Below are 23,754 nucleotides of genomic sequence, written 5' to 3'. Positions count from 1 at the left end.
CGGTCGCACGGGCCGTTTCTGAAAGGACTCACTGCCATAACAATAAAGTACATGGAGTAGCGTCGATGACATCTGCAAACCTGTTCTGGCGCCGGGCGAAGCTGCCCTTGGCCGTCAGCCTCGCTTCCACGCTCGCAAGTCCCGCATTCGGTGTCAGCTTCAACATCGGGGAAATCGAAGGCCAGTTCGATTCGTCGCTCTCCATCGGGGCCAGCTGGTCAACGGCCAATCCGAACCAGAACCTGATCGGGGTCAACAACGGTGGAAAGGGCTTGTCCCAGACCTCCGATGATGGCCACCTGAACTTCAAGAAGGGCGAGACCTTTTCGAAGATTTTCAAGGGCATCCATGACCTGGAATTGAAGTACGGCGACACCGGCGTGTTCGTCCGGGGCAAGTATTGGTATGACTTCGAACTCAAGGACGAGCACCGCCAGTTCAAGGACATCAGCGACTCCAATCGCAAGGAAGGCGCCAAGTCCTCGGGCGCCGAGCTGCTCGACGCCTTCGTCTACCACAACTACTCCATCGGCGATCTGCCAGGCTCCGTACGCCTGGGCAAGCAGGTGGTCAGCTGGGGTGAGAGCACCTTCATCGGTGGCGGCATCAACGCGATCAACCCGATCGACGTATCTGCCTTCCGCCGCCCTGGCGCCGAGATCAAGGAAGGCCTGATCCCGGTCAACATGTTCTATATCTCCCAAAGCCTGACCGACAATCTGTCGGCCGAGGCCTTCTACCAGATCGAATGGGACCAGACGGTCGTCGACAACTGCGGCACCTTCTTCTCCCAGGCCGACATCATCGCCGATGGCTGTAGCGACAACCTGCGCGTGCTCAACAGCAGCCGCTCCCTGCCGGCTCCGGTGCTGGGCCTTCTGGCCAGCCAAGGGGTGGATATCAACCAGGAGGGCGTGAAGGTCGCCCGTGGGCCGGACCGCGATGCACGCGACAGTGGCCAGTTCGGCGTGGCCATGCGCTACATGTTCGAGCCGCTGGATACCGAGTTCGGCGCGTATTTCATGAACTACCACAGCCGTGCGCCGATCTTCAGCGCAACTGGCGCACCTGCGTCGGTCTATGCCGCAGCGGGCAACTTCGGTCGACTGGCGCCGATCATCGTCGCGGGTAACTCGAAATACTTCGTCGAATACCCTGAGGATATCCGACTGTATGGCCTGAGCTTCTCCACCACGCTGCCCACCGGCACTGCTTGGAGTGGCGAGCTGAGCTACCGCCCCAACGCTCCGGTGCAGTTGAACACCACCGACATCCTCTTCTCGGCCGTGCGTCCGCTGGGCGGCCCTTACGCCGATGCCTCGGTGCTCACCGGCGTGCCGGGCGAGGACCTGCACGGGTACACCCGAAAGGAAATCACTCAGTTCCAGACCACCTTGACCCACTTCTTCGATCAGGTCATGGGTGCCAGCCGCCTCACCGTGGTGGGTGAAGTGGGCGTCACCCACGTAGGCGGGCTCGAGAGCTCGAGCAAAGCGCGGTACGGTCGCGACCCGGTCTTTGGCCCAGGCAATCTGCCCAACGGTACCTGCGAAGCGCTCAACGGCAGCACCATCGGGGGCTCTGGCCTGAACAGCTCCACCGCCAACATCAGCCGCAACTGCGAGAACGATGGCTTTACCACCACGACCTCCTGGGGTTACCGCGCCCGCGCCATCTGGGACTACAACGATGTCTTCGCCGGGGTGAACCTGCGGCCGAACGTGGCCTGGTCCCATGACGTCTCGGGTTATTCGCCAGGCCCTGGCGCCAACTTCGAGGAAGGCCGCAAGGCCATCAGCCTGGGCCTGGACGCCGAATACCAGAACACCTACACGGCGAGCCTTTCGTACACCAACTTCTTCGATGGCAAGTACAGCACCGTGGACGATCGCGACTTCGTGGCGCTGAGCTTTGGCGTGAACTTCTAAGCACACTGATCCAGGACGACAACAATGAACAAGACCAGAAGTCTGCTCAAAGCCGGTGTACTGGGGCTGTCCCTGCTGGCCACCAGCGTAATGGCCGCGGTGTCCGCCGACGAGGCTGCCAAGCTGGGCGCCAGCCTGACCCCAATGGGGGCAGAGAAGGCCGGCAATGCCGATGGCTCCATCGGCCCGTGGGAGCCGCTGTCCAAGACTGCAGGCAGCGCTGACGCCAAGGGCTTTTTGTCCGACCCCTATGCCAGCGACAAGCCGCTCTACACCATCACCGCGCAAAACGTCGACCAGTACAAGGACAAGCTGTCACCAGGCCAGGTGGCGATGTTCAAGCGCTACCCGGACACGTACAAGATCCCGGTGTACAAGACCCACCGCGGCGCGACCGTGCCCGATGAAGTGTTCGCCGCCATCAAGGAAAACGCCACCAAAACCACGCTGGTTGAAGGCGGCAACGGCCTGAACAACTTCCGCACCGCCATTCCGTTCCCGATCCCCAAAAGCGGTCTGGAGGTGATCTGGAACCACATCACTCGCTACCGTGGCGGTAGCGTGACCCGCCTGGTCACCCAGGCCACGCCCCAGCAGAACGGCTCCTACAGCCTGGTGTACTTCCAGGACCAGTTCGTCTTCCGTGACCGCATGAAGGACTACGACCCGAACAACCCAGGCAACATCCTGTTCTACTTCAAGCAGAAGGTCACCGCCCCGGCGCGTCTGGCGGGCACCGTGCTGCTGGTTCACGAGACCCTCGACCAGGTCAAGGAGCCGCGCAAGGCCTGGATCTACAACGCTGGCCAGCGTCGTGTGCGCCAGGCTCCACAGGTGTCCTACGATGGGCCGGGCACCGCCGCGGACGGGCTGCGCACCTCCGACAACCTGGACATGTACAACGGTGCACCGGACCGCTACGACTGGAAGCTCGAAGGCAAGAAGGAGCTGTACATCGCCTCCAACAGCTACAAGCTCGACTCGCCCACCCTCAAGTACGCCGACATCCTCAAGCCGGGGCACATCAACCAGGACCTGGCCCGCTACGAGCTGCGCCGTGTGTGGCATGTGGTCGCGACCTTGAAGCCTGGCCAGCGGCACATCTACGCCAAGCGTGACTTCTACATCGACGAGGACACCTGGCAGGCCGCGGTGATCGACCAGTACGACGGCCGTGGCCAGCTGTGGCGTGTGTCGGAGGCTCATGCCCAGGACTACTACAACGTGCAAGTGCCGTGGTACACCCTGGAGACCATCTACGACCTGCAATCGGGCCGTTACCTGGCGCTGGGCATGAAGAACGAGGAAAAACGCGCCTACGACTTCGGTTTCAGTGCCAGCAAGAGCGACTTCCAACCGGCGGCGCTGCGCCAGGACGGCGTGCGTTGAGGTCTGATTTCGCCTGAAGCCACTGGGGCTGCCAAAGCAGCCCCAGAGGTTTACACACCCTGCCTGCCATTCACGCATCCAATGCCTGCTCATTCCCGCCATCGGCCTTGTTTCTTTTTGTTGTAGTCTTTTTCTTGCCAACCGCAGCCATCATCTTCAAATGAGCGGCGTTACCGGCTAGTCTCGCAACAATCCATACCCGCCGTAGTCCTCCACCCAGAACGAGCCGGCCATGACAGACCTGTCCCGTATGCATGGATTTGCCAGTCAGGCCTTCGGCCTGTTGGACGGGCGTTTCTTCCGGCCGCCCCTGCCTGATGGCCATGTGCCCAGGTCGCGGCTGTGCCAGCGCCTGCAGTTGGGCCTCGACGGGCGTCTGTTGCTGGTCAACGCACCGGCGGGCTTCGGCAAAAGCTCCCTGGCTATCGAGTTCTGTCAGGCCTTACCTGTTCAGTGGCGCAGCCTGTGGCTTGGCCTCAGCCAGCGCGATGCTGACCCCGGCCGCTTCCTTGAACGCCTGCTCGAAGGCCTCCAGCAGTTCTGTCCGGCCCTGGGGGGCCAGGCCATGGGGCTGCTGAAAATGCGTCAGCGCCATCAACCGTTCGCCTTCGAACAGTGGCTCGATGGCCTGCTCGACGAGCTCGCGCTCTACCTGCAGGCGGACTCTCCTTTGTTGTTGGTGTTGGACGACTATCACCTGGCCCAGGGGCCCGTGCTGGACCGTTGCCTGCAGTTCTTCCTCAACCATTTGCCCACCGGCCTGGTCTTGCTGGTCACCAGCCGCCAGCGACCTGACTGGCACCTGGCGCGGTTGCGGCTGTCGCGCCAATTGGTCGAGCTCAATGAGCAGGACCTGCGCCTGACGCCCGACGAAGCCTTGGCAGTGATCGGCCGCCAACCCACAGGGCTGCGCGGGCAGGCGCTGGACAACTTGATCCAGCGCAGCGACGGTTGGGTTGCCGGGCTGCGTTTCTGGCAACTGGCGGCCAGCGAGTCCGGCGAGGACAACGCCTTGCCCCAGGCCTTGCACGGCGGCGAAGGGCTGATTCGCGACTACTTGCTCGAAGAGGTCATCGAGATCCTGCCGGCCCATGTGCAGGCGTTTCTCTATGACACCGCCTGCCAGGAGCGCTTCTGCGCTGAGCTGTGCGATGCATTGCGCGAACGCGAGGACAGCGCCGGCATCTTGAAATACCTGCAGGCCCACCAGGTGTTTCTGGTGCCGTTGGACGAACATGGCCGCTGGTTCCGTTATCACCATCTGTTCTCCGATCTGTTGCGCAGCCGTCAATCCAGCCAGCCGTTAGGCGCCTTGCACCTGCGGGCGTGCCGCTGGTTTCAGGCCCAAGGCTTGCTCGACGAGGCCGTGGAGCAGGCCTTGCGCGCGGGGCATCTGGACGTAGCCGCCGACCTGGTGCAGAGCCTGTCTGAAGAGCAACTGCTGGCCGAGCAGAACGTCGGCATGCTGCTGCGCTGGAAGATGGACCTGCCCGACAGCCTGCTGATCAGCACCCCGCGTCTGATCGTGCTGTATAGCTGGGCCTTGGGCCTGGCGTGCCAGCTTGATGCGGCCGAAGAGCTGGCGGCGCACTTGAGCCGTTTCCTGCCGGCCCCTTCGGCCACTGCGCAGAAATCCATGCTCGCCCAGTGGCTGGCATTGAGCGGGGTGATCGCCCGGGGGCGTGGGGACCGTCAGCGCACCCTGGCCTACTGTGGCGAGGCACTGCGCAGCCTGCCTTACAAACGCTATGGCCAGCGTCTGGTGTGCCTATCGACGCTATCCAACCTGGCGATCGCCGATGGCGATTTCTGGCGGGCCCGAGGCTGGAACCGAGAAGCCTTGGAGTTGGCGCAGCGCGTCGGCAATCCGTTGTTCGAGGCCCTGGCCCATTACGATCGGGCGCGCGTGCTGCACGCCCGCGGTGAGGTGCTGCGTGCCCTGGATGAAGTGCATCAAGGCCTGCAGCGTCTGCAAGGGTTGTCGGCGCAACGCCTGTATGCCGTACGCGCCCGGCTGACCTTGTATGAGGGGTATCTGCTGGTCTCGCGCCTGCAGCCCGCCCAAGGCCGCGCGCGGCTTCGTGCCGGGCTCAGCGAGGCGCGGGCTTGCCGCGATATCAGCGTGCTGATCGGCCATTGTGTGATCGCCTCGCTCGACGGTCGGGAGGGCCGGTTCGCCGAGGCCTTCGCCGAACTGGCCGAGGCCGAGCGGTTGATGCACATCTGGGATGTGCCGCCGATCTTCTACCTGGCCATGATCACTTTGGTGAAATGCGAGCTGTGGCTGGCCCAGGGGCGTACCGACCTGGCCGGCTCCTGGCTGTTGCGCCTGGGCCAGACCTACGGCGGCGAACGACCGGCGGCGGCGCCGGAATTCCACCCGTTGCTGGCGCTGCACATCGAGTTGCAGCAGTCGCTGCTCGAGCCCGTGCTGGCGCGGCCTCAGGAGGCGGCGGAGCGTCTGCGTGCACTGGTGGAGCGTGGTCAGGCCAGTGGCGGCATGATGCTGGTCGTCAACGCCCTGTGCCAATGGATGTCGCTGTTACTGGCCGAGGGGCAGGAGCAGGAGGCGGCGGCCTTGCTGCCTCAAGCCCTCGAGGCCGCCCGGGGCGGCGTGTTGCAACCGTTCCAGCGACTGCTCGAGCAGCAGCCCCACTGGCTGCGTGAGCAACTGGCCACACGCCCGGCCTGTCAAGTCCAGGCCGAATTGCTCGCCCGCCTGCCGCGCCCCGCAGTGGTCGCGGAAAACATCGAGGCGCTCAGCGGACGCGAGTTGGCGGTGCTCGAGTTGATCGCCCAAGGCTGCTCGAACCAACAGATCAGCGAGCGGCTGTTCATCTCCCTGCATACCGTCAAGACCCACGCCAGTCACATCAACGCCAAGCTTGGCGTTGAGCGTCGCACACAGGCCGTGGCCAAGGCCAAGAGCCTGGGGCTGCTTGCCTGATCGTGGATCGGGTCGGATAATGGCTCATGGCCATTATTTCTGGGCGGCCATCGCGGGCTCATCTTTCCTGACTCGCTGCCGATAGCCTGTTCGGCGGTACGCATCGCCACGGACCATTCTCCAACTCTTGCCAATACAGGGTCGTGTTGATGCTGCAGTACGGGCAAAAAAGCTTCCTGATCGTCGACGACTTCACCGACTTTCGCACCTCGACCCGCTCCATGCTCCGTGAGCTGGGGGTGCGCGATGTGGATACCGCCGACAGCGGCGAGCAAGCCTTGCGCATGTGCGCGCAGAAGCGCTACGACTTCGTCCTCCAGGATTTCCACCTGGGCGACGGCAAGAAAAACGGTCAGCAGGTGCTCGAAGACCTGCTGCTGGACAAGCTGATCAGCCATGAATGCGTGTTCATCATGGTCACCGCCGAGAGCAGCCAGTCCATCGTCCTGAGCGCACTCGAACATGAGCCCGATGCCTATCTGACCAAACCGTTCAACCGGGTGGGTCTGGCCCAGCGCTTGGAAAAACTCGTTCAGCGCAAGACCCTGCTCAAGCCGATTCTCCAGGCCCTGGACCGTGCACGCCCTGCCGAAGTGCTGGCGGCCTGCGCCGAGCTGTGCAAGAAGGACCCACGCTTCGCCCCGCTGTGCCTGCGCTATCGCGCTGATGCGCTGCGCGACCTGAACCGCTTCGAAGAGCTGGAAAAATTCCTCACCAGCATCCTTGCCAGTCGCCCCCAGCCGTGGGTCTATGCGTCCCTTGGCAGCCTGCTGCACAAGCGTGGCCAGCATGCCCAGGCCCAGGGTGTCTATGAGCAGGCGCTCAAGGCGTTCCCGATCATGCCGGGATTGTACGATGGCATGGCTGAAGTGCTGGTCGCCCAGGGCGAGACCAAGCGGGCCCAGCACATGCTCGAAGAAGCCGTGCGCCTGTCGCCCCTGGCGGTACGCCGGCAGGCGGCGCTGGGTAAGCTGGCGCTGGACAACGAAGACTTCGAGAGCGCCTCCAAGGCCTATCGTCACGCCGTCAACCAAGGCCAGAGTTCTCGTTATAAAAGCCCGGAGAGTAACTTGGGCCTGGTCCAGGCGCTGATGAGCAAGAACGCCGGCAATGGCCTGGATGCCCGCACTCGCGTCGAGATCAACACGGTGCTCAGCGAAGTGGCCAAGGAAAACGTCGAGGACCAGGGCCTGCAGGTGCGTGCCCGACTGATGAAAGCCGCCAGTCTGCAACAGGCCGGTGACGAGGAAACGGCGGGCAAACTCACCGAGCAGGCCATGCAGCGCCTGGAGAAGATGGACCAGTTCTTCTCGGTCGAAGCGGCCCTGACCGTGGCCAAGCAGTTGCAGCAACTCGGCCAGGCTTCGGCCGGCACCAGCATCCTCAAGGGCTGTGTGGAAACCTACGGCGACGACCCCAAGGTCATGCAGAGCGTGGCCAAGCTCACCGACGACCCCAGCGTGCTCGGTGCTGTCACCGAGGCGGTGGACCTCAACCGCCAAGGCGTGCGCAGCTACCAGGGCGGCCAGCTCAACGAGGCGCTGGAGATGTTCCGCCGGGCGCTGGCGTTGCAGCCCAAGAACATCAGCATTGCACTGAATACCGCCCAGGCGCTGCTGCGTATCGGTGGCGAAAACCCGGCGCCTGCACTGATGCAGGAGTGCCGCAACTGCCTGCAGAGCGTCGCCGGCATTCCGGCCAGTGACAACCGCTACGATCGCTACCGCAAACTGCATATCCGGGTATTCGGCGCATGAATCGAGACGAGCAGGGGCTGGATTTCTCCACGGTGATCGCGTCTACCGTGCATGACATGAAAAACTCGCTGTCGGCGCTGATCCAGGCCCACGACCAATGGCTGGCGCGGCTGCCCGAAGTGCTGCACGGCGGCAGCGAGCAAGGCGTGATGGAGCATGAGTTTCGCCACCTCAACGGCATGCTGGTGCAGTTGCTGGGCCTGTACAAGCTGGATATCAACCAGTTGCCGATCTGCCCGGACTACCACGAACTGGACGACTTCATCGAAGCCCAGCTCGCCGCCCAGCAGGAGGTGCTGGAGCATCGCGACATTCTCGCCACCTGGCGCCTGGAGACCGAAAGCCCGCTGGGTTTCTTTGACCGCGAGCTGGTCGCTTCGGTGGTGGGCAACGTCCTCACCAACGCCATTCGCCATGCCGGTCACGCCTTGCAGATCAGCATCGAAGACGTGGGAGAGCAACTGGTGATCAGCGTCAACGACGATGGCCCCGGTTATCCACAGCGCATGCTCGAACGCCAGCAGGACTACGTCCAAGGCATCGACTCGAGCACCGGCAGCACAGGCCTTGGTCTGTATTTCGCCGCCCGCATCGCCGCCCTGCACGAGCGCAATGGCGTGCGCGGGCGGATCGAGATCAGCAACGGCGGGGTGCTGGGGGGCGGTTTGTTCCGGTTGTATTTGCCTTGATGCTGTGTCGAACACGTTTTGTATAAGCCTCGTTCGCGGGTAAACCCACCCCCGCAAGGGGCAACGCGGGCCAGATAGCGGGTTTACCCGCGAAGAAGGCGCCACGAAGCGAGACAGTTGCTCTTCAGTTCTCTGTTGTTGGTATGGGGAGCCTGGGGTTTTTCTTGTATGGTTTCTGCCTGAACGCAAGCAGGACCAAACGCACATGAATCCCCAATCTCCCAGCCTCATTCGGGAAACCTTCCCCGTCGGCCCGTTGCAGTGCAACTGCACTCTGATCGGCGATCCGATCAGCAAGAAGGCAATCGTGGTCGACCCGGGGGGCGATCCGGAAAAGATTCTCGCCCGCCTGCAGGCCCATGGCCTGACTTTGGTGAGCATCATCCACACCCATGCCCACTTCGATCACTTCCTCGCCTCGGGCAAACTCAAGGAACTGACTGGCGCGACCTTGCATCTGCACAAGGACGACCAGCCTTTGTGGGACAACCTTCAGATGCAATGCCAGATGTTCGGCGTGCCCTACACGCCGGTGCCGCCACCGGACCGCTGGTTGGGAGACGACGAGGAACTGGCCTGTGGCTGCGGTGTGGCTTTGCATACGCCGGGACACACACCGGGCTCGATGAGCTTCTGGTTCGCCGATGCCAAGCTGCTGATCGCAGGTGATACGTTGTTCCGCCGGGGAATCGGTCGCACCGATTTGTGGGGTGGGGATCAGCGGGCGATCGTCCGTTCCATCAAGGAGCGGCTCTATCGCCTGGACGAGGAAGCGGTGGTGGTGACCGGCCATGGCCCGGATACTCGTCTTGGCGACGAAATGCGCGAAAATCCTTTCGTGCGGGCGTGAGGTTTCACGGAATTATTCCGCCTCGCTTCGGTCCAAGGCTGGCATAGGGCCATCCACGACCTTTTGCACTTTCGAATTTCTGTAGGAGCTTGTCCATGTTCACCATGCGTCGTCTGATTATCGTCGCTACCGCTGCTGCCCTGATGACCGGCTGTGCCGGCCAGAACCCCTATGACAGCCAGGGCCAGGCGCAGGGCTCCACCGGGATGAGCAAGACCGCCAAGTATGGTGGCCTGGGCGCGCTGGCCGGTGCCATCGCCGGCGCTGCCATCGATCACAACAACCGTGGCAAGGGCGCGCTGATCGGCGCCGCCGCAGTGGGCGCCGCCGCTGCTGGCTATGGTTACTATGCCGACAAACAGGAAGCCGAGCTGCGCGCCAAGATGGCCAATACCGGTGTCGAAGTGCAGCGCCAAGGCGACCAGATCAAGCTGATCATGCCGGGCAACATCACCTTCGCCACTGATTCGGCGAACATCTCCCCAAGCTTCTACTCGCCGCTGAACAACCTGGCCAACTCGTTCAAGCAGTTCAACCAGAACACCATCGAGGTGGTCGGCTTCACCGACAGCACCGGCAGCCGCCAGCACAACATGGACCTGTCCCAGCGTCGCGCCCAGGCCGTCAGCAGCTATCTGACTTCCCAGGGCGTCGACCCGTCCCGCGTCAGCGTGCGCGGCATGGGCCCGGACCAGCCGATCGCCAGCAACGCCGACGCCAATGGCCGTGCGCAGAACCGTCGTGTAGAGGTCAACCTCAAGCCGATTCCGGGTCAGCAGTACGATCAGCAGGGCACTGTCCAGCAGTACCCGTAAGCGTCAGACCCACATGACAGGGGCCGCATAGCGGCCCCTGTTCATTTCAGCGCACGGTACTGGCCTGAATCGCGGTCAAGGCGATGGTGTGGACGATATCGTCTACCTGAGCCCCGCGTGGCAGGTCGTTCACCGGCTTGCGCAACCCTTGCAGCATCGGGCCGAGGCTGACGCAGTCGGCGCTGCGTTGCACGGCCTTGTGCGTGGTGTTGCCGGTGTTCAGGTCCGGGAAGACGAACACTGTCGCCCGCCCGGCCACAGGGCTTGCCGGAGCCAGCTGACGAGCGATTTCGGGGTTGGCGGCGGCGTCGTACTGCAACGGGCCGTCTATCACCAGATCGTGCTCGGCCTGCTGCGCCAGGCGGGTGGCCTCACGTACCTTTTCCACTTCCTCGTCGCTGGCGGCCGAATCGCTGGAGTAGCTGAGCATCGCCACGCGTGGGGCAATGCCGAAGGCCTGGGCCGATTCGGCACTCTGCCTGGCAATCTCGGCCAGTTCCGCAGCGCTGGGGTGCGGGTTCATCACGCAGTCGCCGTAGACCAGCACCTGCTCGGGGAAGAGCATGAAGAACACCGACGACACCAGGCTGCTGCCGGGTGCGGTCTTGATCAATTGCAGGGCAGGGCGGATGGTATTGGCAGTCGAATGGACCAGCCCTGACACCAGCCCGTCGACCTCGTCGAGCGCCAGCATCATGGTGCCGATCACCACTGGATCTTCCAGTTGCTGTTCGGCCATGGGAGCGTTGAGATTCCGGCTCTTGCGCAGCTCGACCATGGGCTGGACGTAGCGGCCGCGGATCAACTCCGGATCGAGCACCTCGAGATCCGGTGGCAGGGTGATGCCCTGGGCGCGGGCGACCGCCTGGACGTCCTCGGGCTTGGCCAGCAGCACGCAACGGGCGATGCCCCGCGCCTGGCAGATGGCGGCGGCCTGCACCAGCAGCGGCTCGGCGCCTTCGGGCAGGACGATGCGCTTGTTGGCCTGCTGGGCGCGCTGGATCAACTGGTAGCGGAACACCGCCGGTGACAGGCGCAACTCGCGTGGTGTGCCACAACGCTGATGCAGCCAGGCGGCATCCAGGTGGCTGGCGACGAAGTCGGTGATGAACTCGGCGCGTTCGCGGTCATCGACTGGGATTTCGCGGTTGAGTGAGTTGAGGCGATTGGCGGTGTCGTAGGAGCCGGTGCTCACCGACAGGATCGGCAGGCCGGCCTGCAGGGCGCCGCGGCACAGTTCCAGGATGCGAGGGTCCGGCTTGCTGTCGCTGGTCAGCAGCAGGCCCGCCAGCGGGACCCCATTGATCGCCGCCAGGCTCACCGCGAGGATGATGTCGTCGCGGTCACCCGGCGTCACCACCAACGTGCCCGGCTTGAGCAGCGGCACGGTGTTGGCCACGGTGCGGGCGCAGATGATGATGGTGTTCATGCGCCGCTGCTCGTAGTCGCCGGCATTGAGCACTTGGGCGCCTAGCAGCTCGGCCACATCGCGGGTCCGTGGGGCATTGAGCTCGGCCTGGTAGGGGATGCAGCCGAGCAGGCGGAAGTCATCGCCGCGCAGCAGGGGCGAGTGTTCGCGCAGGCGGGTGGCGAAGTCGGCCATGCTCTCTTCGGTGCGAACCTTGTTCAGGACCACGCCGAGCACCTTCGGATCGCGCGGACCACCGAACAGCTGGGCCTGCAGTTCGACACGGCCGGACAGCTCGCTGAGTACTTCGTTTTCCGGTGCCGACACCAGGATCACCTCGGCGTCCAGGCTCTTGGCCAGGTGCAGGTTGACCCGGGCCGCGTAGCTGGCATGGCGGGTGGGCACCATGCCCTCGACCACCACCACGTCGTTGCCGATGCACGCCTGCTGGTACAGGCGGATGATTTCCTCGAGCAACTCGTCCAACTGGCCATCGCCGAGCATGCGCTCGACCTGGGCCAGGCTCAGGGGTGTGGGCGGGCGGATGCCGTGGGTGCGGGCGACCAGTTCGCTGGAGCGCTCCGGGCCTGTGTCGCCAGGGTGGTGCTGGGCGATCGGCTTGAAGAAGCCGACCTTCAGGCCGCCGCGCTCGAGGGTGCGGACCAGGCCGAGGCTGATGGATGTCAGGCCGACACCAAAATCTGTCGGCGCGATGAAAAATGTCTGCATGCGTGCTTCTCGAAATAAGCGGTGCAAGGGATCAACGGCCAAGGGTATCGCTATCGGTACCCTGGGCGCACCAGCCGCAGGCAAATACCTGGCCGATGCGCCGTTCGCGCTCTTGGGCATCGAGCACCCAGGGCCTGGCCTGCCAGGGCGGTTGGTGGCGCAGGTGCTGGGTATGGCCGCAGGAAAGCTCAACCACCCAGTGGCCGTCTTCGTCCTGGTGAAACCCAGTCACCCGACTGACGGGGCGCTCAATGTCCGAGGGGCGTTCGCAATCGGGCGATGCCTTGGTTACACTTATTCGCTCTACATTCTTTTGCAAAAGGTCTTGCCCCATGCTGATTGCCGCCAACAAGGCTGTCTCCATCGACTATACCCTGACCAACGACGCCGGGGAGGTCATCGACAGTTCCGCCGGCGGTGCTCCGCTGGTGTACCTGCACGGTGCCTCCAACATCATTCCAGGCTTGGAAAAAGCCCTGGAAGGCAAGCAGGCCGGCGACGAACTGAACGTCAGCGTCGAGCCTGAAGAGGCCTACGGCGAGTACCTGGCCGAACTGGTCAGCACCCTCAACCGCAGCCTGTTCGAAGGCGTTGATCAACTGGAAGTGGGCATGCAGTTCCACGCTTCGGCACCGGACGGCCAGATGCAGATCGTCACCATCCGCGACATCGACGGCGACGACATCACTGTCGACGGCAACCACCCGCTGGCCGGCCAGCGCCTGAGCTTCAAGGTCAAGGTGGTCAATGTGCGTGACGCCAGCGACGAAGAAATCGCTCACCGCCACATCCACGGTGAAGGTGGCCATCACCACTGATTTTCTGCGCTAAGCTCAGAGAGTCGCCAGGCGCTCGGGCAAGCCGACTTGCCTTCCTTGGGGAAGGTGTGGACGGTTTGGCCGCGCGCCTTTTTAGTGGGCGCCTTTCGCCCCTGCGACAACCGGGAACCTGAGAGGGGAGTCATCATGAGTGCATTTCACGACCTGACGTTGAAGGCGCTGAACGGCGAGGATCTGCCCCTTGCACCGTTCAAGGGCCAGGTGGTGTTGGTGGTCAATGTCGCCTCCAAGTGTGGTTTGACACCGCAATACAAAGCCCTGGAGAACCTGTACCAGGATTACAAGGACAAAGGCTTCAACGTCCTCGGTTTGCCTTGCAACCAGTTCGCCGGGCAAGAGCCGGGCAGCGAGGAGGAAATCCAGGCGTTCTGCAGCCTCAACTACGGCGTGAGCTTCCCGTTGGGGGCCAAGCTCGAAGTCAACGGGCCGCAGCGTCATTCGCTGTACCGCCTGCTGGCGGGTGAGGGGGCTGAATTCCCCGGGGATATCACCTGGAACTTCGAAAAATTCCTGGTCGGCAAGGATGGCCGGGTCCTGGCTCGTTTCGCACCGCGTACCACACCGGATGACCCGACGGTGGTCCAGGCGATCGAGAAGGCGCTGGCCTGAGTCCTATTTGATTCGGGGCTTCAGTCCTGCGAGTCGCCAAACAACGGCGGCCCTACTGCGCAGTCCATTCGCGGGTAAACCCGCTCCCCCAGGGGCTCTGCCAGCCTGAAGGCCGGCGCAGGCCTGTGAGAGCGGGTTTACTCGCGAATGGACCACCGTTTTGAGTCCGACGAGCGCTCAGCTGCGCGGTGTGGTCGAGCCTCGCTTGATCGCCAGATCTGTCTTTACAGGCTGAGTGTTCATCATTCCTGCCTGGCGACAAGCACTAGCCAGGTACCCTTCGAACTGCTCGACGATCGCCGGCCAGCCCTGGCGACTGGCGTGCTGGCGGGCATTCAGACGTACCGTGCGCAAGGTTTCCTGCTCTTCCATCAGCCAGCAGGCCGCGTCGATGAACGCCGCCTGGTCGCCCGGCATTGCCAACGCGCCGCTGTGCCCGTGGCGGATGTGCTGGGCGGCCGCTGCTTCGTCATAGGCAACCACCGCCAAGCCCGAGGCGAGGGCCTCGAGAACAACGTTGCCGAAGGTTTCGGTCAGACTCGGAAACAGGAACAAGTCACCGCTGGCATAGTGCTCGGCCAATACCTCGCCCCGTTGGGCGCCACAGAACACGGCATCGGGCAACTGCTGTTCGAGCGTTTCGCGCTGGGGGCCGTCGCCGACGATGACCAGGCGCATGCGGCGCTGTGGATAAGCCTTGCGCAAGGCCTCCATGCACGGTGCAAGCAGCCCTAGGTTCTTCTCTGCGGCCAGCCGCCCCACGTGCAGCACGGCAATGTCGTCCGCGCCCAGGCCCCAGCGCTCGCGCAACGCCTGGCTGCGCCGGGCCGGATTGAACAGGCAGGCGTCGACGCCGCGGGCCATGAGCGCCAGGCGCTCGAAACCACGGCGCTCCAGCTCCAGGCGCTGGCTCGCGCTCGGCACCAGGGTGATGGCGGTGCGCCGGTGAAACCAGCGCAGGTAATGAGTGAGCAGGCGCGTCAGCAGGCCCAGGCCGTACTGCCGCGAATATTGTTGGAAATTGGTATGAAAGCCGCTGACCACGGCAACCCCCAACTGCCGCGCCGCACGCAGTGCGCTGAGGCCCAGCGGCCCTTCGGTGGCGATGTAGAGCACGTCCGGGCGGTGCTTGCGCCAGCGGCGCAGCAGTGTGCGCTTGGTGATCTCGCCCCATTGCAGGCCTGGGTAACCCGGCAGTGGCCAGCCCCGGCAGAGCAGCAGATCATCCCCTTCACGCTGCGAGGTGTCGCTGGCCTGTCTTGGGCGCACCAGCTCGACCTGATGACCACGTTGGCGCAGCCCTTCGATGAGGCGTCCGAGGGTATTGGCCACGCCGTTGATCTCGGGTGGAAACGTCTCGCTGACAAGGGTGATACGTAGGGGCGGTCTATTCATGACAAAAAGTTTCCACCCGCCGCGTTGCGGTTCTGTGACGTCATTGTGACGGCCGGGTGACGCCATTTTTTTGAAGGGAAAAATGCTTGGAAATTTCCCCTTTGGGGTGCTCAAGAATCCCCCAGGACCAGCCGATGCAGATGTATTCGACACTCGAGGTACGCTCCGGGAGAGCGGTCATGTTCAACAGCAAACTCAAGAAAGAAATCCAACAGCTGCGCGAGGACCTGATGTCCGTCGAGCAAGTCAAAAGCAGCCTGGACAGCGAGATGTTGGTGCTTCAGCTCGACCCCCACGGGCGCATCGAGTCGGTCAACAGCAACTTCGAAAAGGAGATGCTGTACAGCGCCGGGCAGTTGATCGGGCGCAACATCGAAGAAATCGTGCCGCCTCATGTGAAGGAGCTGGACTTCTATCACCGCATGAAAGGCGCCATCACCCGTGGCGAACACCTCAACGGCGCGTTCCGCCTGCTACGCGGCAACGGCGAGGAAGCCTGGCTGCGCTCGATCCTGCAGCCGGTCAAGAGCAGCGATGGGCGGATCAAGCATTTCAGCATGCATTCGAGCGACTTGACCCGCACCATCGAGGCCTCCCGCGAGCACGAGAGCCTGATCAAGGCCCTGATGCGCTCCACCGCCCTGATCGAGTTCAACCTGCAAGGCGAAGTGCTCACCGCCAACGACCGCTTCCTCAACGCGATGGGTTACACCCTGGAGCAGGTGCGTGGCAAACCACACCGCATGTTTTGCGAACCGGAAGAGGCCAATTCGCCGGCTTACCAGGCGTTCTGGGACAAGCTGCGCCGGGGCGAATTCGTTGCCGACCGTTTCAAGCGTGTCGATGCCCATGGCCGGACCGTGTGGCTGGAAGCTTCCTATAACCCGATCATCGATGCCCATGACGTGCTCTACAAAGTGGTCAAATTCGCCACCGTGATCACCGACCAAGTCAACCAGGAAATCGCCGTCGCCCAGGCTGCGGACATCGCCTACAACACCTCGCTGGGTACCGACGCCAGTGCCCGCAAGGCCACTGAGGTGGTCACCCAGACCGTCGATGTCATGCGCGGTCTGGAAAGCTCCATGCAGGATGCCGCCCAGGGCATCCAGGCGCTGGACACCCAGTCCCGGGTGATCGGCTCGATCATCAAGACCATCAGTGACATTGCCGGGCAGACCAACCTGCTCGCGCTCAACGCCGCCATCGAAGCGGCGCGCGCGGGGGAGCAGGGACGCGGGTTCGCCGTGGTCGCCGACGAAGTGCGCCAGCTCGCCTCGCGCACCAGCACCGCCACCGACGAGATCGCCAAGGTAGTGCAGCAGAACGAACAATTGGCTCAGGCGGCGGTGGACATCATCGACACCAGCAAGCGCCAGGCCGAGCAAGGCCTGACCCTGGCTGCCGAAACCGGCAGCGTGATCGTCGAAATCCAGGACGGGGCGAAGAAGGTGGTGGATGCGGTAGGGCAGTTTTCCAACCAGCTGAATCATTGATGCCCCGCACCGTGGGGTGGGGTTAGCCGCGAAGGGGGCGCAGTACGCCCCCTCGCAAGGTCAGCTGCGCTCGCGTACCCAGAACAAGGTCGCGCCCGCCACGGCGGCTGGCATCATCACCACGTTCACCAGCGGGATCATCAGCGCCAGGTAGGTGATGCCGCCAAAGCCCAGTGACTGCCAGCGCTTTTCGCGCAGCCAAGCGAGCATGTCCTGCCAGCTCATCTTGTTGTTGTCCGCCGGGTAGTCGATGTACTGGATGGCCATCATCCAGACCCCGAAGATCAGCCACAACGGGGCGGCCACCACGTTGACCACCGGGATCAAAGACAGGATGAACAGGCCGATGGCCCGTGGCAGAAAGTAGCCTAGTTTGCGCATTTCACGGCCGAAGGTGCGTGGCACCATGGCGATCAGCTCGCCCCAGCTGAACGCGGGGAAGTTATCCTGCCCGCGGACCACCACCTCGACCTTTTCGGCCAGAAACCCATTGAAGGGCGCGGCGATGACGTTGGCCACCAGGGTGAAGGTGAAGAACACCATGAGGATCACCAAGGCGACGAACAGTGGCCACAGAATGTAGGTCAGAAAGCTCAGCCAGCTCGGCAGGGTGGGCATCAGGGTATCGACCCACAGGCTGAACTGATGCCCTGCGAAGTAGATCAGCCCGCCGAACAGCAACAGGTTGACTGTCAGCGGCAGCAGCACGAACAGGCGCAGGCTGGGGCTCATGACCAGTTTCAGCCCTTCGCGCAGGTACTGTGGGCCAGAGAGGACAGGGGCTTGCATCGAGACGCTCCGGATCAGGGGAAAACGCGCTGACCTTACCGAGTTTGAGGCCTCGACGAAAGCCGCCTGGTGCGGGAGCAACGGGCTGTAACAAAAGCGAGGGAAGATTTTCTATCGGTTCGGTCGGGAGATAGAGGCAGCCTATAAGGTGGATTGTCGAAGGATATTTCCTTAATCTCTGCGACCTCGCTACAGTGCGCTCAACTTTTTGGTTTCGGATCTGCGCGTCATAGGCTTCCCCAAGCGCTGCGTAGGTCCCTTTTCATTCCAGCCGGCACTGCCGGTGCCCCGACGCCGGCCCAGCGGCCGTCTCGACAGGAGTTCGACATGTCTGAAGTACGTCATTCGCGCGTCATCATCCTCGGTTCCGGCCCGGCCGGTTACAGCGCAGCGGTCTATGCCGCCCGTGCCAACTTGAAGCCGCTGCTGATCACCGGCATGCAGGCCGGCGGTCAGCTGACCACCACCACCGAAGTCGACAACTGGCCGGGCGACCCCCACGGCCTGACCGGCCCGGCCCTGATGCAGCGCATGCAGGAGCATGCCGAGCGCTTCGAGACCGAGATCGTCTTCGACCACATCAATGCCGTGGACCTGGCCAATAAGCCGTTCACCCTGCGCGGCGACAGCGGCACCTACACCTGCGACGCCCTGATCATCGCCACCGGTGCCAGCGCTCGCTACCTGGGGCTGCCGTCGGAAGAGACTTTCATGGGCAAAGGCGTTTCGGCCTGCGCAACCTGCGACGGTTTCTTCTACCGCAACAAGCCGGTTGCCGTGGTGGGTGGTGGCAACACCGCCGTGGAAGAAGCCCTGTACCTGGCCAACATCGCCAGCAAGGTGACGCTGGTCCACCGCCGCGACACCTTCCGCGCCGAGAAGATTCTGGTCGACAAGCTGCACGCCCGTGTGGCCGAAGGCAAGATCGAGCTCAAGCTCAACGCCACCCTGGATGAAGTGCTCGGTGACGACATGGGAGTGACCGGTGCGCGCCTGAAGAACAACGACGGTAGCAGCGACGAAATCAAGGTCGACGGCGTGTTCATCGCCATTGGCCACACCCCGAACACCTCGCTGTTCGAAGGCCAGCTGACCCTCAAGGACGGCTACCTGGTGGTCAACGGCGGCCGTGAAGGCAACGCTACCGCCACCAACGTCGAAGGCGTGTTCGCGGCTGGCGACGTGGCCGACCACGTCTACCGCCAGGCGATCACCTCCGCCGGTGCCGGCTGCATGGCTGCACTGGACGTGGAGCGTTACCTGGACGGCCTGGCGAACGCTTCGTTCTAAGGATTCGCCAGCGCCCACCGGGGCTTTGGCCCCTACAAAAAAACCGGCCTGATGGCCGGTTTTTTTGTGTCTTGAAAGAGCCTTACAGGCTAAGGCGCATCGACAGGTCCACCGCCTTCACGTCCTTGGTCATGGCGCCGATGGAAATGTAGTCCACGCCGGTCTCGGCGATCACCCGCAGCGTGCTTTCGTTCACGCCGCCGCTGGCCTCGAGCTTGGCCTTGCCAGCGGTGATGCGCACGGCTTCGCGCATTTCATCGAGGGTGAGTTCATCGAGCATGATGATGTCGGCGCCGGCCGCCAAGGCCTGGCGCAGCTCGTCCAGGCTTTCGACCTCGATTTCCACAGGCTTGCCCGGCGCGATGCGGTGCGCTGCGTTGACGGCCTCGGCCACCCCGCCGCTGGCGGCGATATGGTTTTCCTTGATCAGGAACGCGTCGTACAGGCCGATGCGGTGGTTGTGACAGCCGCCGCAGGTGACTGCGTACTTCTGCGCCAGACGCAGGCCGGGGAGAGTCTTGCGGGTGTCGAGCAGGCGCACCTGGGTGCCCTGTACCAAGTCCGCGAGAAAGCGCGCCCGGGTCGCCACACCCGACAGCATCTGCAGGAAGTTCAGCGCCGTGCGTTCGCCGCTGAGCAGCGAGCGTGCCGGGCCTTCGAGGTGGAACAGCGCCTGGTTGGGCGTGGCCCGATCGCCATCGGACACCTGCCAATGCACCGCGACCCGCGGGTCGAGCTGGCGGAACACCGCATCGACCCAGGCGGTACCGGCGATGGTGCAGTCCTCACGGGTGATGATGGTTGCCTTGGCCAGGCGCTCGGCCGGAATCAGCTGGGCGGTGATGTCGCCACTGCCGATGTCTTCGAGCAGCGCGCGGCGCACGTTGGCTTCGATTTCGGCGGTCAGGTCGGCGAGGCGTAGGTTCGGCATGGTCGGCTCCACAAGCTAGGTGCGGCGATTATAGGGCAGGGGGGCGGCGTGTACAGCGGCAACGGGACTGACCTTTGGTCGGGACGGCTGAGCATTGTGGCGAATGGAGTGTCAGTTGCTGGCGTGTGAAGAACGCTCTAGTAGCTATCGGAATTTTTACCGATAATGCGCCCAGTATTTGGCGTCATGGTTTTGACTGGCATCGCGCCAACGAAAACACCCACAAGGAGTCCGGGATGCAGAAAGAAGGCAAGGTGGTGCCTTTGGCGGTCGCCATCGATCGCGGGGCTCATGCGCCCTCGTGCCTCCCGGTGCCGCTTCTGCAAGTGCGCGACCAGGCTGCATTGCAGCTGCGCCAAGGGCTGCAGGCATTGTTCGACAATGCTGACGACACGCTCTTCGAAATGGCCGACAAGGCTCCTGATCGTTTCGAGCAGAACCTGTACTTCGAAGCCATGCGCGACCTGCGTCTGAAGCGAAAGAGCATCGAGCGCGGCTTTCTCGACACTTTCTATGACCGCTTTGCCCAGGTAGGGCAGGTCGAAGCCTCGGCATTCACCCTCAGCGAGGACCCGCTCGGCTCGGCGCAGTTGGCACGCACCGCCGTCCTCGAAACCATGGTCGCCCGGGTGCTTTCGCGCGATGGTCTTGCTTTGGAACACCTGGCGTTGCGCCTGCAAGCCCTGCTCGGCAACGCCGCGGCGGCGCCGGACAACCCCCTGGGGCCGGACCGTTTGTGCGGTTATTTCCTGGAGGCCGCGCGCAGCCAAGGCGTTACCCGCAGGGTCAAGCTGATCCTGCTCAAGCTGTTCGAACGCTACGTATTGCGCGACCTCGATCAGTTGTACGATCAAGCCAACCAGTTGCTGGCCGACGCCGGTGTGCTGCCTGAACTCAAGCCGACACCGCGCCGTCGTGCCGACGATCGTCGCCAATCCGTCCAACGCCTGTCAGCCGAGCTGGCGCGCGACGAAGCGCCGGATCTCGATGGCGCAGGCCAGGCGTTCTTCGATTCCGTACAGGCACTGCTGGCCCCGATCCGAGGCCGAATCGCGCCGCGTGTGCAGCAGGTCGCCAGCGCCCAGCCGATCAGCACCGCCGACCTGCTGCGCCTGCTGTCGCATCTTCAGCACTATGTACCGGCCACCTGCGAGGCGGATGACTTCTCGCTTGGCCAGCAGTTGGAGCAGTTGCTGCTGCGGGTGAGCGTGCGCAGCGGCACGCGCCGCCGGATCGACACGGCTGACGAAGACACCCTCAATCTGGTCGGCCTGCTGTTCGACTTCATCCAGGCCGACAACAACTTGCCTGTATCCCTGCGCGGGTTGATCGCTCGCTTGCACATTCCACTGCTCAAGGTCGCCTTGCTCGATAAAGGCCTGTTCAGCCGTGCCAGTCATCCTGCCCGGCGTCTGCTCAACGAGATTGCCGCCGCCGCGATCGGCTGGGAAAGCGGCAGCGAGGGCGTGCGCGACAGCTTGCATCTGCGCGTGGAGCGGGTGATCCAACGCCTGCTCAACGACTTCACTGACGATTCCCGCGTGTTCGCCGATCTGCTCGAGGATTTTCTCGCGTTCAACCAGGAAGAGCGGCGGCGCAACGAACTGCTCGAACAGCGCACCCGTGACGCCGAAGAGGGGCGCGCCCGGGCGCTGCAAGCCCGGCAACGGGTACAGCAGGCACTGAACTTGCGCCTACAAGGTCGGGTGCTGCCGCACGCGGTGGTACACATGCTGGTGCATGGTTGGAGCCAGGTCTTGCTGCTGGCCTGGCTCAAGGAGGGCGAAGACTCCAGCGCCTGGCGCGATGGCCTGGACACAGTCGATGCCCTGCTGGCCAGCATCGCCCCGCACCGAGATCCACAGGCGCGGGAGCGCTTGTTGCAACAGGTGCCGGTGCTGCTCAAGAACCTGCGCGACGGATTGGCCGGGGTGGTCACCGAAGCCGCCGCGACCCGGGAGTTCTTCCTGCGACTGGAGCAGTTGCACCTGCGCGCCTTTGCTGGCGGTGACGTTTCATCCACCGACGGCGCGCCTGACCTGGATGAGGTCTTGGTGGCCGAGCAGATCATTCTGGCGGTGGCCGATGAATCGGCCTGTGGCCCGTTGCTGCGTCTGGATGGACAAAGCCCTGAACTGGGACAGGTGCGGCGGCTGCGCATCGGTGCCTGGGTAGAAGTGATGGATGACGATGAGCCCCTGCGCTGCAAGTTGGTGGCGGTGATCGACAGCAGCGACCGCTATGTCTTCGCCAATCGTACCGGCATGAAGGTGCGGGAGTGGAGCTGCGCCGGACTGGTCCAGGCCCTGCGGCGTGGTGAGGTTCGTCTGCTCGACGACGGTCTTTTGTTCGAGCGCGCGCTGGACGCTGTGCTGGAACGATTGCGCAGCCAGCAGACGCGCTGAACAATCATTTACATGCAAGCCTGCCGGACGCGGGGCATACTGGCGGCTCCTCCCTGGCGATTTCAGGAACTGCTCCATGCAATTGGACCGTGCGACTGGCTGGTTCTCCGGCGTCACCCACTGCCCCTCGCCGAATTTCAACGCGCGCCCTGAAGGCGAAGCCATCTCCCTGTTGGTTATCCACAACATCAGCCTGCCTCCGGCCTGTTTCGGCACCGGCAAGGTCCAGCAGTTCTTCCAGAACCGGCTCGATCCCGCCGAGCACCCCTACTTCGAAAGCATCTGCCATTTGACCGTCTCAGCGCACTTGTTCATCGAGCGGGACGGGGCGGTGACCCAGTTCGTCTCTTTGCTGGACCGTGCCTGGCATGCCGGTGTTTCGCGCTTCGGCGAGCGCGAGGGTTGCAACGATTTTTCCATTGGTATCGAGCTGGAGGGCACCGATGATTTGCCCTACACCGACGCCCAGTACCAGACCTTGAAACAACTGACCGAGCAGATTCGCGGCGCGTGGCCTGTGATCGACCTCGGACGTATCTGCGGTCACAGCGACATCGCCCCGGAGCGCAAGACCGACCCGGGCCCGGCTTTCGATTGGTGCCGCTACCGGGCGGCCCTGCAGTGCAGTGAGGACGACGCATGAGCTTTCTAGTGTTGGTGTTGGTGCTCTGGTTCGAGAAGTTCTCGGCCCTGCGCCAGCGGTTGCAGCGTGACGGGTTCTTCATCGGCGAGCTGGTACGTCTGGAGCGCAGCGGCAAGGTGCATCCCTGGTGGACGCTGGCCATCCTGGTGCTGGCGCCTGTAGCGTTGCTGGTGCTGTTGCTGCACGTGCTGGAGCCTGTGGCTTACGGCCTGCTGGCCTTGCCAGTGCACCTGCTGGTGCTGATCTACAGCCTCGGGCGTGGCGACATCAAGGCATCCCTGGGGCCGTTTCGAGATGCCTGGCGCCGGGCCGATGACCAAGCCGCGCTGCATGTGGCCGAGCGGGATCTGGGCCTGGCCGCCGACGATGCCCCTAGCTTGTTGGTGCGGGTGCAGGGGCATTTGCTGTGGCAGGCCTACCAGAGCTTTTTCGCGGTGATCTTCTGGTACTTCCTGCTCGGCCCGGGCGCGGCCTTGGCCTATCGGCTGCTGGCGCTGAGTGTAGAGAACAGCCGCCAACCGGCACTCAAGGAGCGCGCCGAGCAGCTGCGCCATGCCCTGGACTGGTTGCCGGTGCGGGTGCTGGCCCTGAGCTTTGCCCTGGTAGGCAACTTTGTCGCCGTAGTGCGGGTGATGCTGCATGAACTGCTCAACTGGCACATCAGTGCGGGGCATCTGGTGGCGCGGGTCGGACGCGTGGCGGACAGCGCGCCTGAGGAAGAAGACACCCAGCGGGGGCTCGGTCGTCTGGACAGCCTCTGGGAGCTGCTGCTGCGTTGCGCGGTGCTGTGGTATGCCTGCTTTGCGCTGTGGACGGTATTGGTCTGAGTGCGTGCTTCGGCTTGT

The 23,754-nt window shown here is 63.5% G+C and carries 19 protein-coding genes and 1 pseudogene; 15 read left to right on the top strand and 5 right to left on the bottom strand.

What is annotated here, in order from left to right; genetic code table 11:
• Positions 1-65: 65 nt before the first annotated feature.
• The 7 genes from DQ397_RS00755 (at position 66) to DQ397_RS00725 (ending at position 10,375) form a co-directional block, all read left to right on the top strand.
• The gene (locus DQ397_RS00755; RefSeq protein WP_043213820.1) at positions 66-1,928 is read left to right on the top strand and encodes a DUF1302 domain-containing protein; all 1,863 of its coding nucleotides are present in this window, start codon (positions 66-68) and stop codon (positions 1,926-1,928) included.
• A 24-nt stretch (positions 1,929-1,952) separates the two neighbouring features.
• Complete coding sequence (locus tag DQ397_RS00750; protein ID WP_043213821.1) at positions 1,953-3,317, top strand: DUF1329 domain-containing protein; 1,365 nt, start codon at positions 1,953-1,955, stop codon at positions 3,315-3,317.
• 232 nt (positions 3,318-3,549) lie between these two features.
• Positions 3,550-6,264 (top strand): LuxR C-terminal-related transcriptional regulator, encoded by a 2,715-nt coding sequence (locus DQ397_RS00745; RefSeq protein WP_148921445.1) that lies wholly within the window; start codon positions 3,550-3,552, stop codon positions 6,262-6,264.
• Positions 6,265-6,413: 149 nt separating this feature from the next.
• A complete protein-coding gene (locus DQ397_RS00740; protein ID WP_043213825.1) occupies positions 6,414-8,021 on the top strand; it encodes a tetratricopeptide repeat-containing response regulator in 1,608 nt (535 codons plus the stop codon).
• Positions 8,018-8,710 (top strand): sensor histidine kinase KdpD, encoded by a 693-nt coding sequence (locus DQ397_RS00735; RefSeq protein WP_043213827.1) that lies wholly within the window; start codon positions 8,018-8,020, stop codon positions 8,708-8,710. The genes DQ397_RS00740 and DQ397_RS00735 overlap by 4 nt, the downstream gene beginning before the upstream one ends.
• A 205-nt stretch (positions 8,711-8,915) precedes the next feature.
• Complete coding sequence (locus DQ397_RS00730; RefSeq protein WP_043213829.1) at positions 8,916-9,560, top strand: MBL fold metallo-hydrolase; 645 nt, start codon at positions 8,916-8,918, stop codon at positions 9,558-9,560.
• 95 nt (positions 9,561-9,655) lie between these two features.
• Positions 9,656-10,375, top strand: a complete 720-nt coding sequence (locus tag DQ397_RS00725) for an OmpA family protein (RefSeq protein WP_043213831.1) — start codon at positions 9,656-9,658, stop codon at positions 10,373-10,375.
• A 46-nt stretch (positions 10,376-10,421) separates the two neighbouring features.
• Here DQ397_RS00725 and pta read toward each other — a convergent pair whose 3' ends face one another.
• Positions 10,422-12,512 (bottom strand): phosphate acetyltransferase, encoded by a 2,091-nt coding sequence (gene pta, locus DQ397_RS00720; RefSeq protein WP_043213833.1) that lies wholly within the window; start codon positions 12,510-12,512, stop codon positions 10,422-10,424.
• 31 nt (positions 12,513-12,543) lie between these two features.
• Complete coding sequence (locus tag DQ397_RS00715) at positions 12,544-12,846, bottom strand: DUF3565 domain-containing protein (RefSeq protein WP_043213835.1); 303 nt, start codon at positions 12,844-12,846, stop codon at positions 12,544-12,546.
• On the opposite strand from DQ397_RS00715, the gene DQ397_RS00710 reads away from it, so the two are divergent.
• On the top strand, positions 12,845-13,330 hold the full coding sequence (locus tag DQ397_RS00710) for a peptidylprolyl isomerase (RefSeq protein WP_043213838.1): 486 nt from the start codon (positions 12,845-12,847) through the stop codon (positions 13,328-13,330). The genes DQ397_RS00715 and DQ397_RS00710 overlap by 2 nt on opposite strands.
• A 147-nt stretch (positions 13,331-13,477) precedes the next feature.
• Positions 13,478-13,960, top strand: coding sequence for a glutathione peroxidase (locus DQ397_RS00705; protein ID WP_043213841.1), 483 nt, complete (start codon positions 13,478-13,480; stop codon positions 13,958-13,960).
• Between the two features lie 177 nt (positions 13,961-14,137).
• Here the strand turns inward: DQ397_RS00705 and DQ397_RS00700 are convergent, their stop codons facing one another.
• A complete protein-coding gene (locus DQ397_RS00700; protein ID WP_148921444.1) occupies positions 14,138-15,355 on the bottom strand; it encodes a glycosyltransferase family 1 protein in 1,218 nt (405 codons plus the stop codon).
• A gap of 134 nt (positions 15,356-15,489) precedes the next feature.
• On the opposite strand from DQ397_RS00700, the pseudogene DQ397_RS24870 reads away from it, so the two are divergent.
• Together DQ397_RS24870 and DQ397_RS24865 are read left to right on the top strand one after the other, a co-directional pair.
• Positions 15,490-16,257: pseudogene (locus DQ397_RS24870) on the top strand (PAS domain-containing protein); the annotation flags it as partial.
• A 162-nt stretch (positions 16,258-16,419) separates the two neighbouring features.
• Positions 16,420-16,851 (top strand): methyl-accepting chemotaxis protein, encoded by a 432-nt coding sequence (locus tag DQ397_RS24865; RefSeq protein ID WP_372240715.1) that lies wholly within the window; start codon positions 16,420-16,422, stop codon positions 16,849-16,851.
• 60 nt (positions 16,852-16,911) lie between these two features.
• Here the strand turns inward: DQ397_RS24865 and cysZ are convergent, their stop codons facing one another.
• Positions 16,912-17,640 carry a sulfate transporter CysZ gene (gene cysZ, locus DQ397_RS00690; protein WP_043213846.1) on the bottom strand — a complete coding sequence of 243 codons (729 nt, stop codon included), beginning with the start codon at positions 17,638-17,640 and terminating at the stop codon, positions 16,912-16,914.
• A 327-nt stretch (positions 17,641-17,967) separates the two neighbouring features.
• Between cysZ and trxB the strand changes: the two genes are divergently transcribed.
• Entirely contained in the window at positions 17,968-18,930 is a 963-nt protein-coding gene (gene trxB, locus DQ397_RS00685; RefSeq protein ID WP_043213848.1) for a thioredoxin-disulfide reductase, read from the top strand.
• Between the two features lie 82 nt (positions 18,931-19,012).
• Here trxB and nadC read toward each other — a convergent pair whose 3' ends face one another.
• Complete coding sequence (gene nadC, locus DQ397_RS00680; RefSeq protein WP_043207989.1) at positions 19,013-19,861, bottom strand: carboxylating nicotinate-nucleotide diphosphorylase; 849 nt, start codon at positions 19,859-19,861, stop codon at positions 19,013-19,015.
• A 236-nt stretch (positions 19,862-20,097) separates the two neighbouring features.
• Here nadC and DQ397_RS00675 point away from each other — a divergent pair, with 236 nt between their 5' ends.
• The 3 genes from DQ397_RS00675 (at position 20,098) to ampE (ending at position 23,736) form a co-directional block, all read left to right on the top strand.
• Positions 20,098-22,266: a DUF1631 domain-containing protein gene (locus DQ397_RS00675; protein WP_043207990.1), complete on the top strand. Its 2,169-nt coding sequence runs from the start codon at positions 20,098-20,100 to the stop codon at positions 22,264-22,266.
• Between the two features lie 76 nt (positions 22,267-22,342).
• Positions 22,343-22,909 carry a 1,6-anhydro-N-acetylmuramyl-L-alanine amidase AmpD gene (ampD, locus tag DQ397_RS00670; RefSeq protein ID WP_043207993.1) on the top strand — a complete coding sequence of 189 codons (567 nt, stop codon included), beginning with the start codon at positions 22,343-22,345 and terminating at the stop codon, positions 22,907-22,909.
• Positions 22,906-23,736, top strand: a complete 831-nt coding sequence (gene ampE / locus DQ397_RS00665; protein WP_043207995.1) for a regulatory signaling modulator protein AmpE — start codon at positions 22,906-22,908, stop codon at positions 23,734-23,736. Before ampD ends, ampE begins: the two co-directional genes overlap by 4 nt.
• The last annotated feature ends 18 nt before the right edge of the window (positions 23,737-23,754 follow it).

Source organism: Pseudomonas sp. CK-NBRI-02 (genome assembly GCF_008124495.1).
In the GTDB taxonomy this organism is placed as follows: domain Bacteria; phylum Pseudomonadota; class Gammaproteobacteria; order Pseudomonadales; family Pseudomonadaceae; genus Aquipseudomonas; species Aquipseudomonas guariconensis.
This window is presented reverse-complemented; position numbering and strand designations above follow the sequence as displayed.

What these genes read in the sequence shown, in the direction of transcription:
- nadC (WP_043207989.1), bottom strand. Translation starts at nt 19,861, where the DNA reads ATGCCGAACCTACGCCTCGCCGACCTGACCGCCGAAATCGAAGCCAAC.
- DQ397_RS00740 (WP_043213825.1), top strand. Translation starts at nt 6,414, where the DNA reads ATGCTGCAGTACGGGCAAAAAAGCTTCCTGATCGTCGACGACTTCACC.
- DQ397_RS00730 (WP_043213829.1), top strand. Translation starts at nt 8,916, where the DNA reads ATGAATCCCCAATCTCCCAGCCTCATTCGGGAAACCTTCCCCGTCGGC.
- DQ397_RS00700 (WP_148921444.1), bottom strand. Translation starts at nt 15,355, where the DNA reads ATGAATAGACCGCCCCTACGTATCACCCTTGTCAGCGAGACGTTTCCA.
- DQ397_RS24865 (WP_372240715.1), top strand. Translation starts at nt 16,420, where the DNA reads ATGCGCGGTCTGGAAAGCTCCATGCAGGATGCCGCCCAGGGCATCCAG.
- DQ397_RS00745 (WP_148921445.1), top strand. Translation starts at nt 3,550, where the DNA reads ATGACAGACCTGTCCCGTATGCATGGATTTGCCAGTCAGGCCTTCGGC.
- DQ397_RS00705 (WP_043213841.1), top strand. Translation starts at nt 13,478, where the DNA reads ATGAGTGCATTTCACGACCTGACGTTGAAGGCGCTGAACGGCGAGGAT.
- ampE (WP_043207995.1), top strand. Translation starts at nt 22,906, where the DNA reads ATGAGCTTTCTAGTGTTGGTGTTGGTGCTCTGGTTCGAGAAGTTCTCG.
- DQ397_RS00735 (WP_043213827.1), top strand. Translation starts at nt 8,018, where the DNA reads ATGAATCGAGACGAGCAGGGGCTGGATTTCTCCACGGTGATCGCGTCT.
- DQ397_RS00755 (WP_043213820.1), top strand. Translation starts at nt 66, where the DNA reads ATGACATCTGCAAACCTGTTCTGGCGCCGGGCGAAGCTGCCCTTGGCC.
- ampD (WP_043207993.1), top strand. Translation starts at nt 22,343, where the DNA reads ATGCAATTGGACCGTGCGACTGGCTGGTTCTCCGGCGTCACCCACTGC.
- trxB (WP_043213848.1), top strand. Translation starts at nt 17,968, where the DNA reads ATGTCTGAAGTACGTCATTCGCGCGTCATCATCCTCGGTTCCGGCCCG.
- DQ397_RS00750 (WP_043213821.1), top strand. Translation starts at nt 1,953, where the DNA reads ATGAACAAGACCAGAAGTCTGCTCAAAGCCGGTGTACTGGGGCTGTCC.
- DQ397_RS00725 (WP_043213831.1), top strand. Translation starts at nt 9,656, where the DNA reads ATGTTCACCATGCGTCGTCTGATTATCGTCGCTACCGCTGCTGCCCTG.
- DQ397_RS00715 (WP_043213835.1), bottom strand. Translation starts at nt 12,846, where the DNA reads ATGGGGCAAGACCTTTTGCAAAAGAATGTAGAGCGAATAAGTGTAACC.
- DQ397_RS00675 (WP_043207990.1), top strand. Translation starts at nt 20,098, where the DNA reads ATGCAGAAAGAAGGCAAGGTGGTGCCTTTGGCGGTCGCCATCGATCGC.
- cysZ (WP_043213846.1), bottom strand. Translation starts at nt 17,640, where the DNA reads ATGCAAGCCCCTGTCCTCTCTGGCCCACAGTACCTGCGCGAAGGGCTG.
- DQ397_RS00710 (WP_043213838.1), top strand. Translation starts at nt 12,845, where the DNA reads ATGCTGATTGCCGCCAACAAGGCTGTCTCCATCGACTATACCCTGACC.
- pta (WP_043213833.1), bottom strand. Translation starts at nt 12,512, where the DNA reads ATGCAGACATTTTTCATCGCGCCGACAGATTTTGGTGTCGGCCTGACA.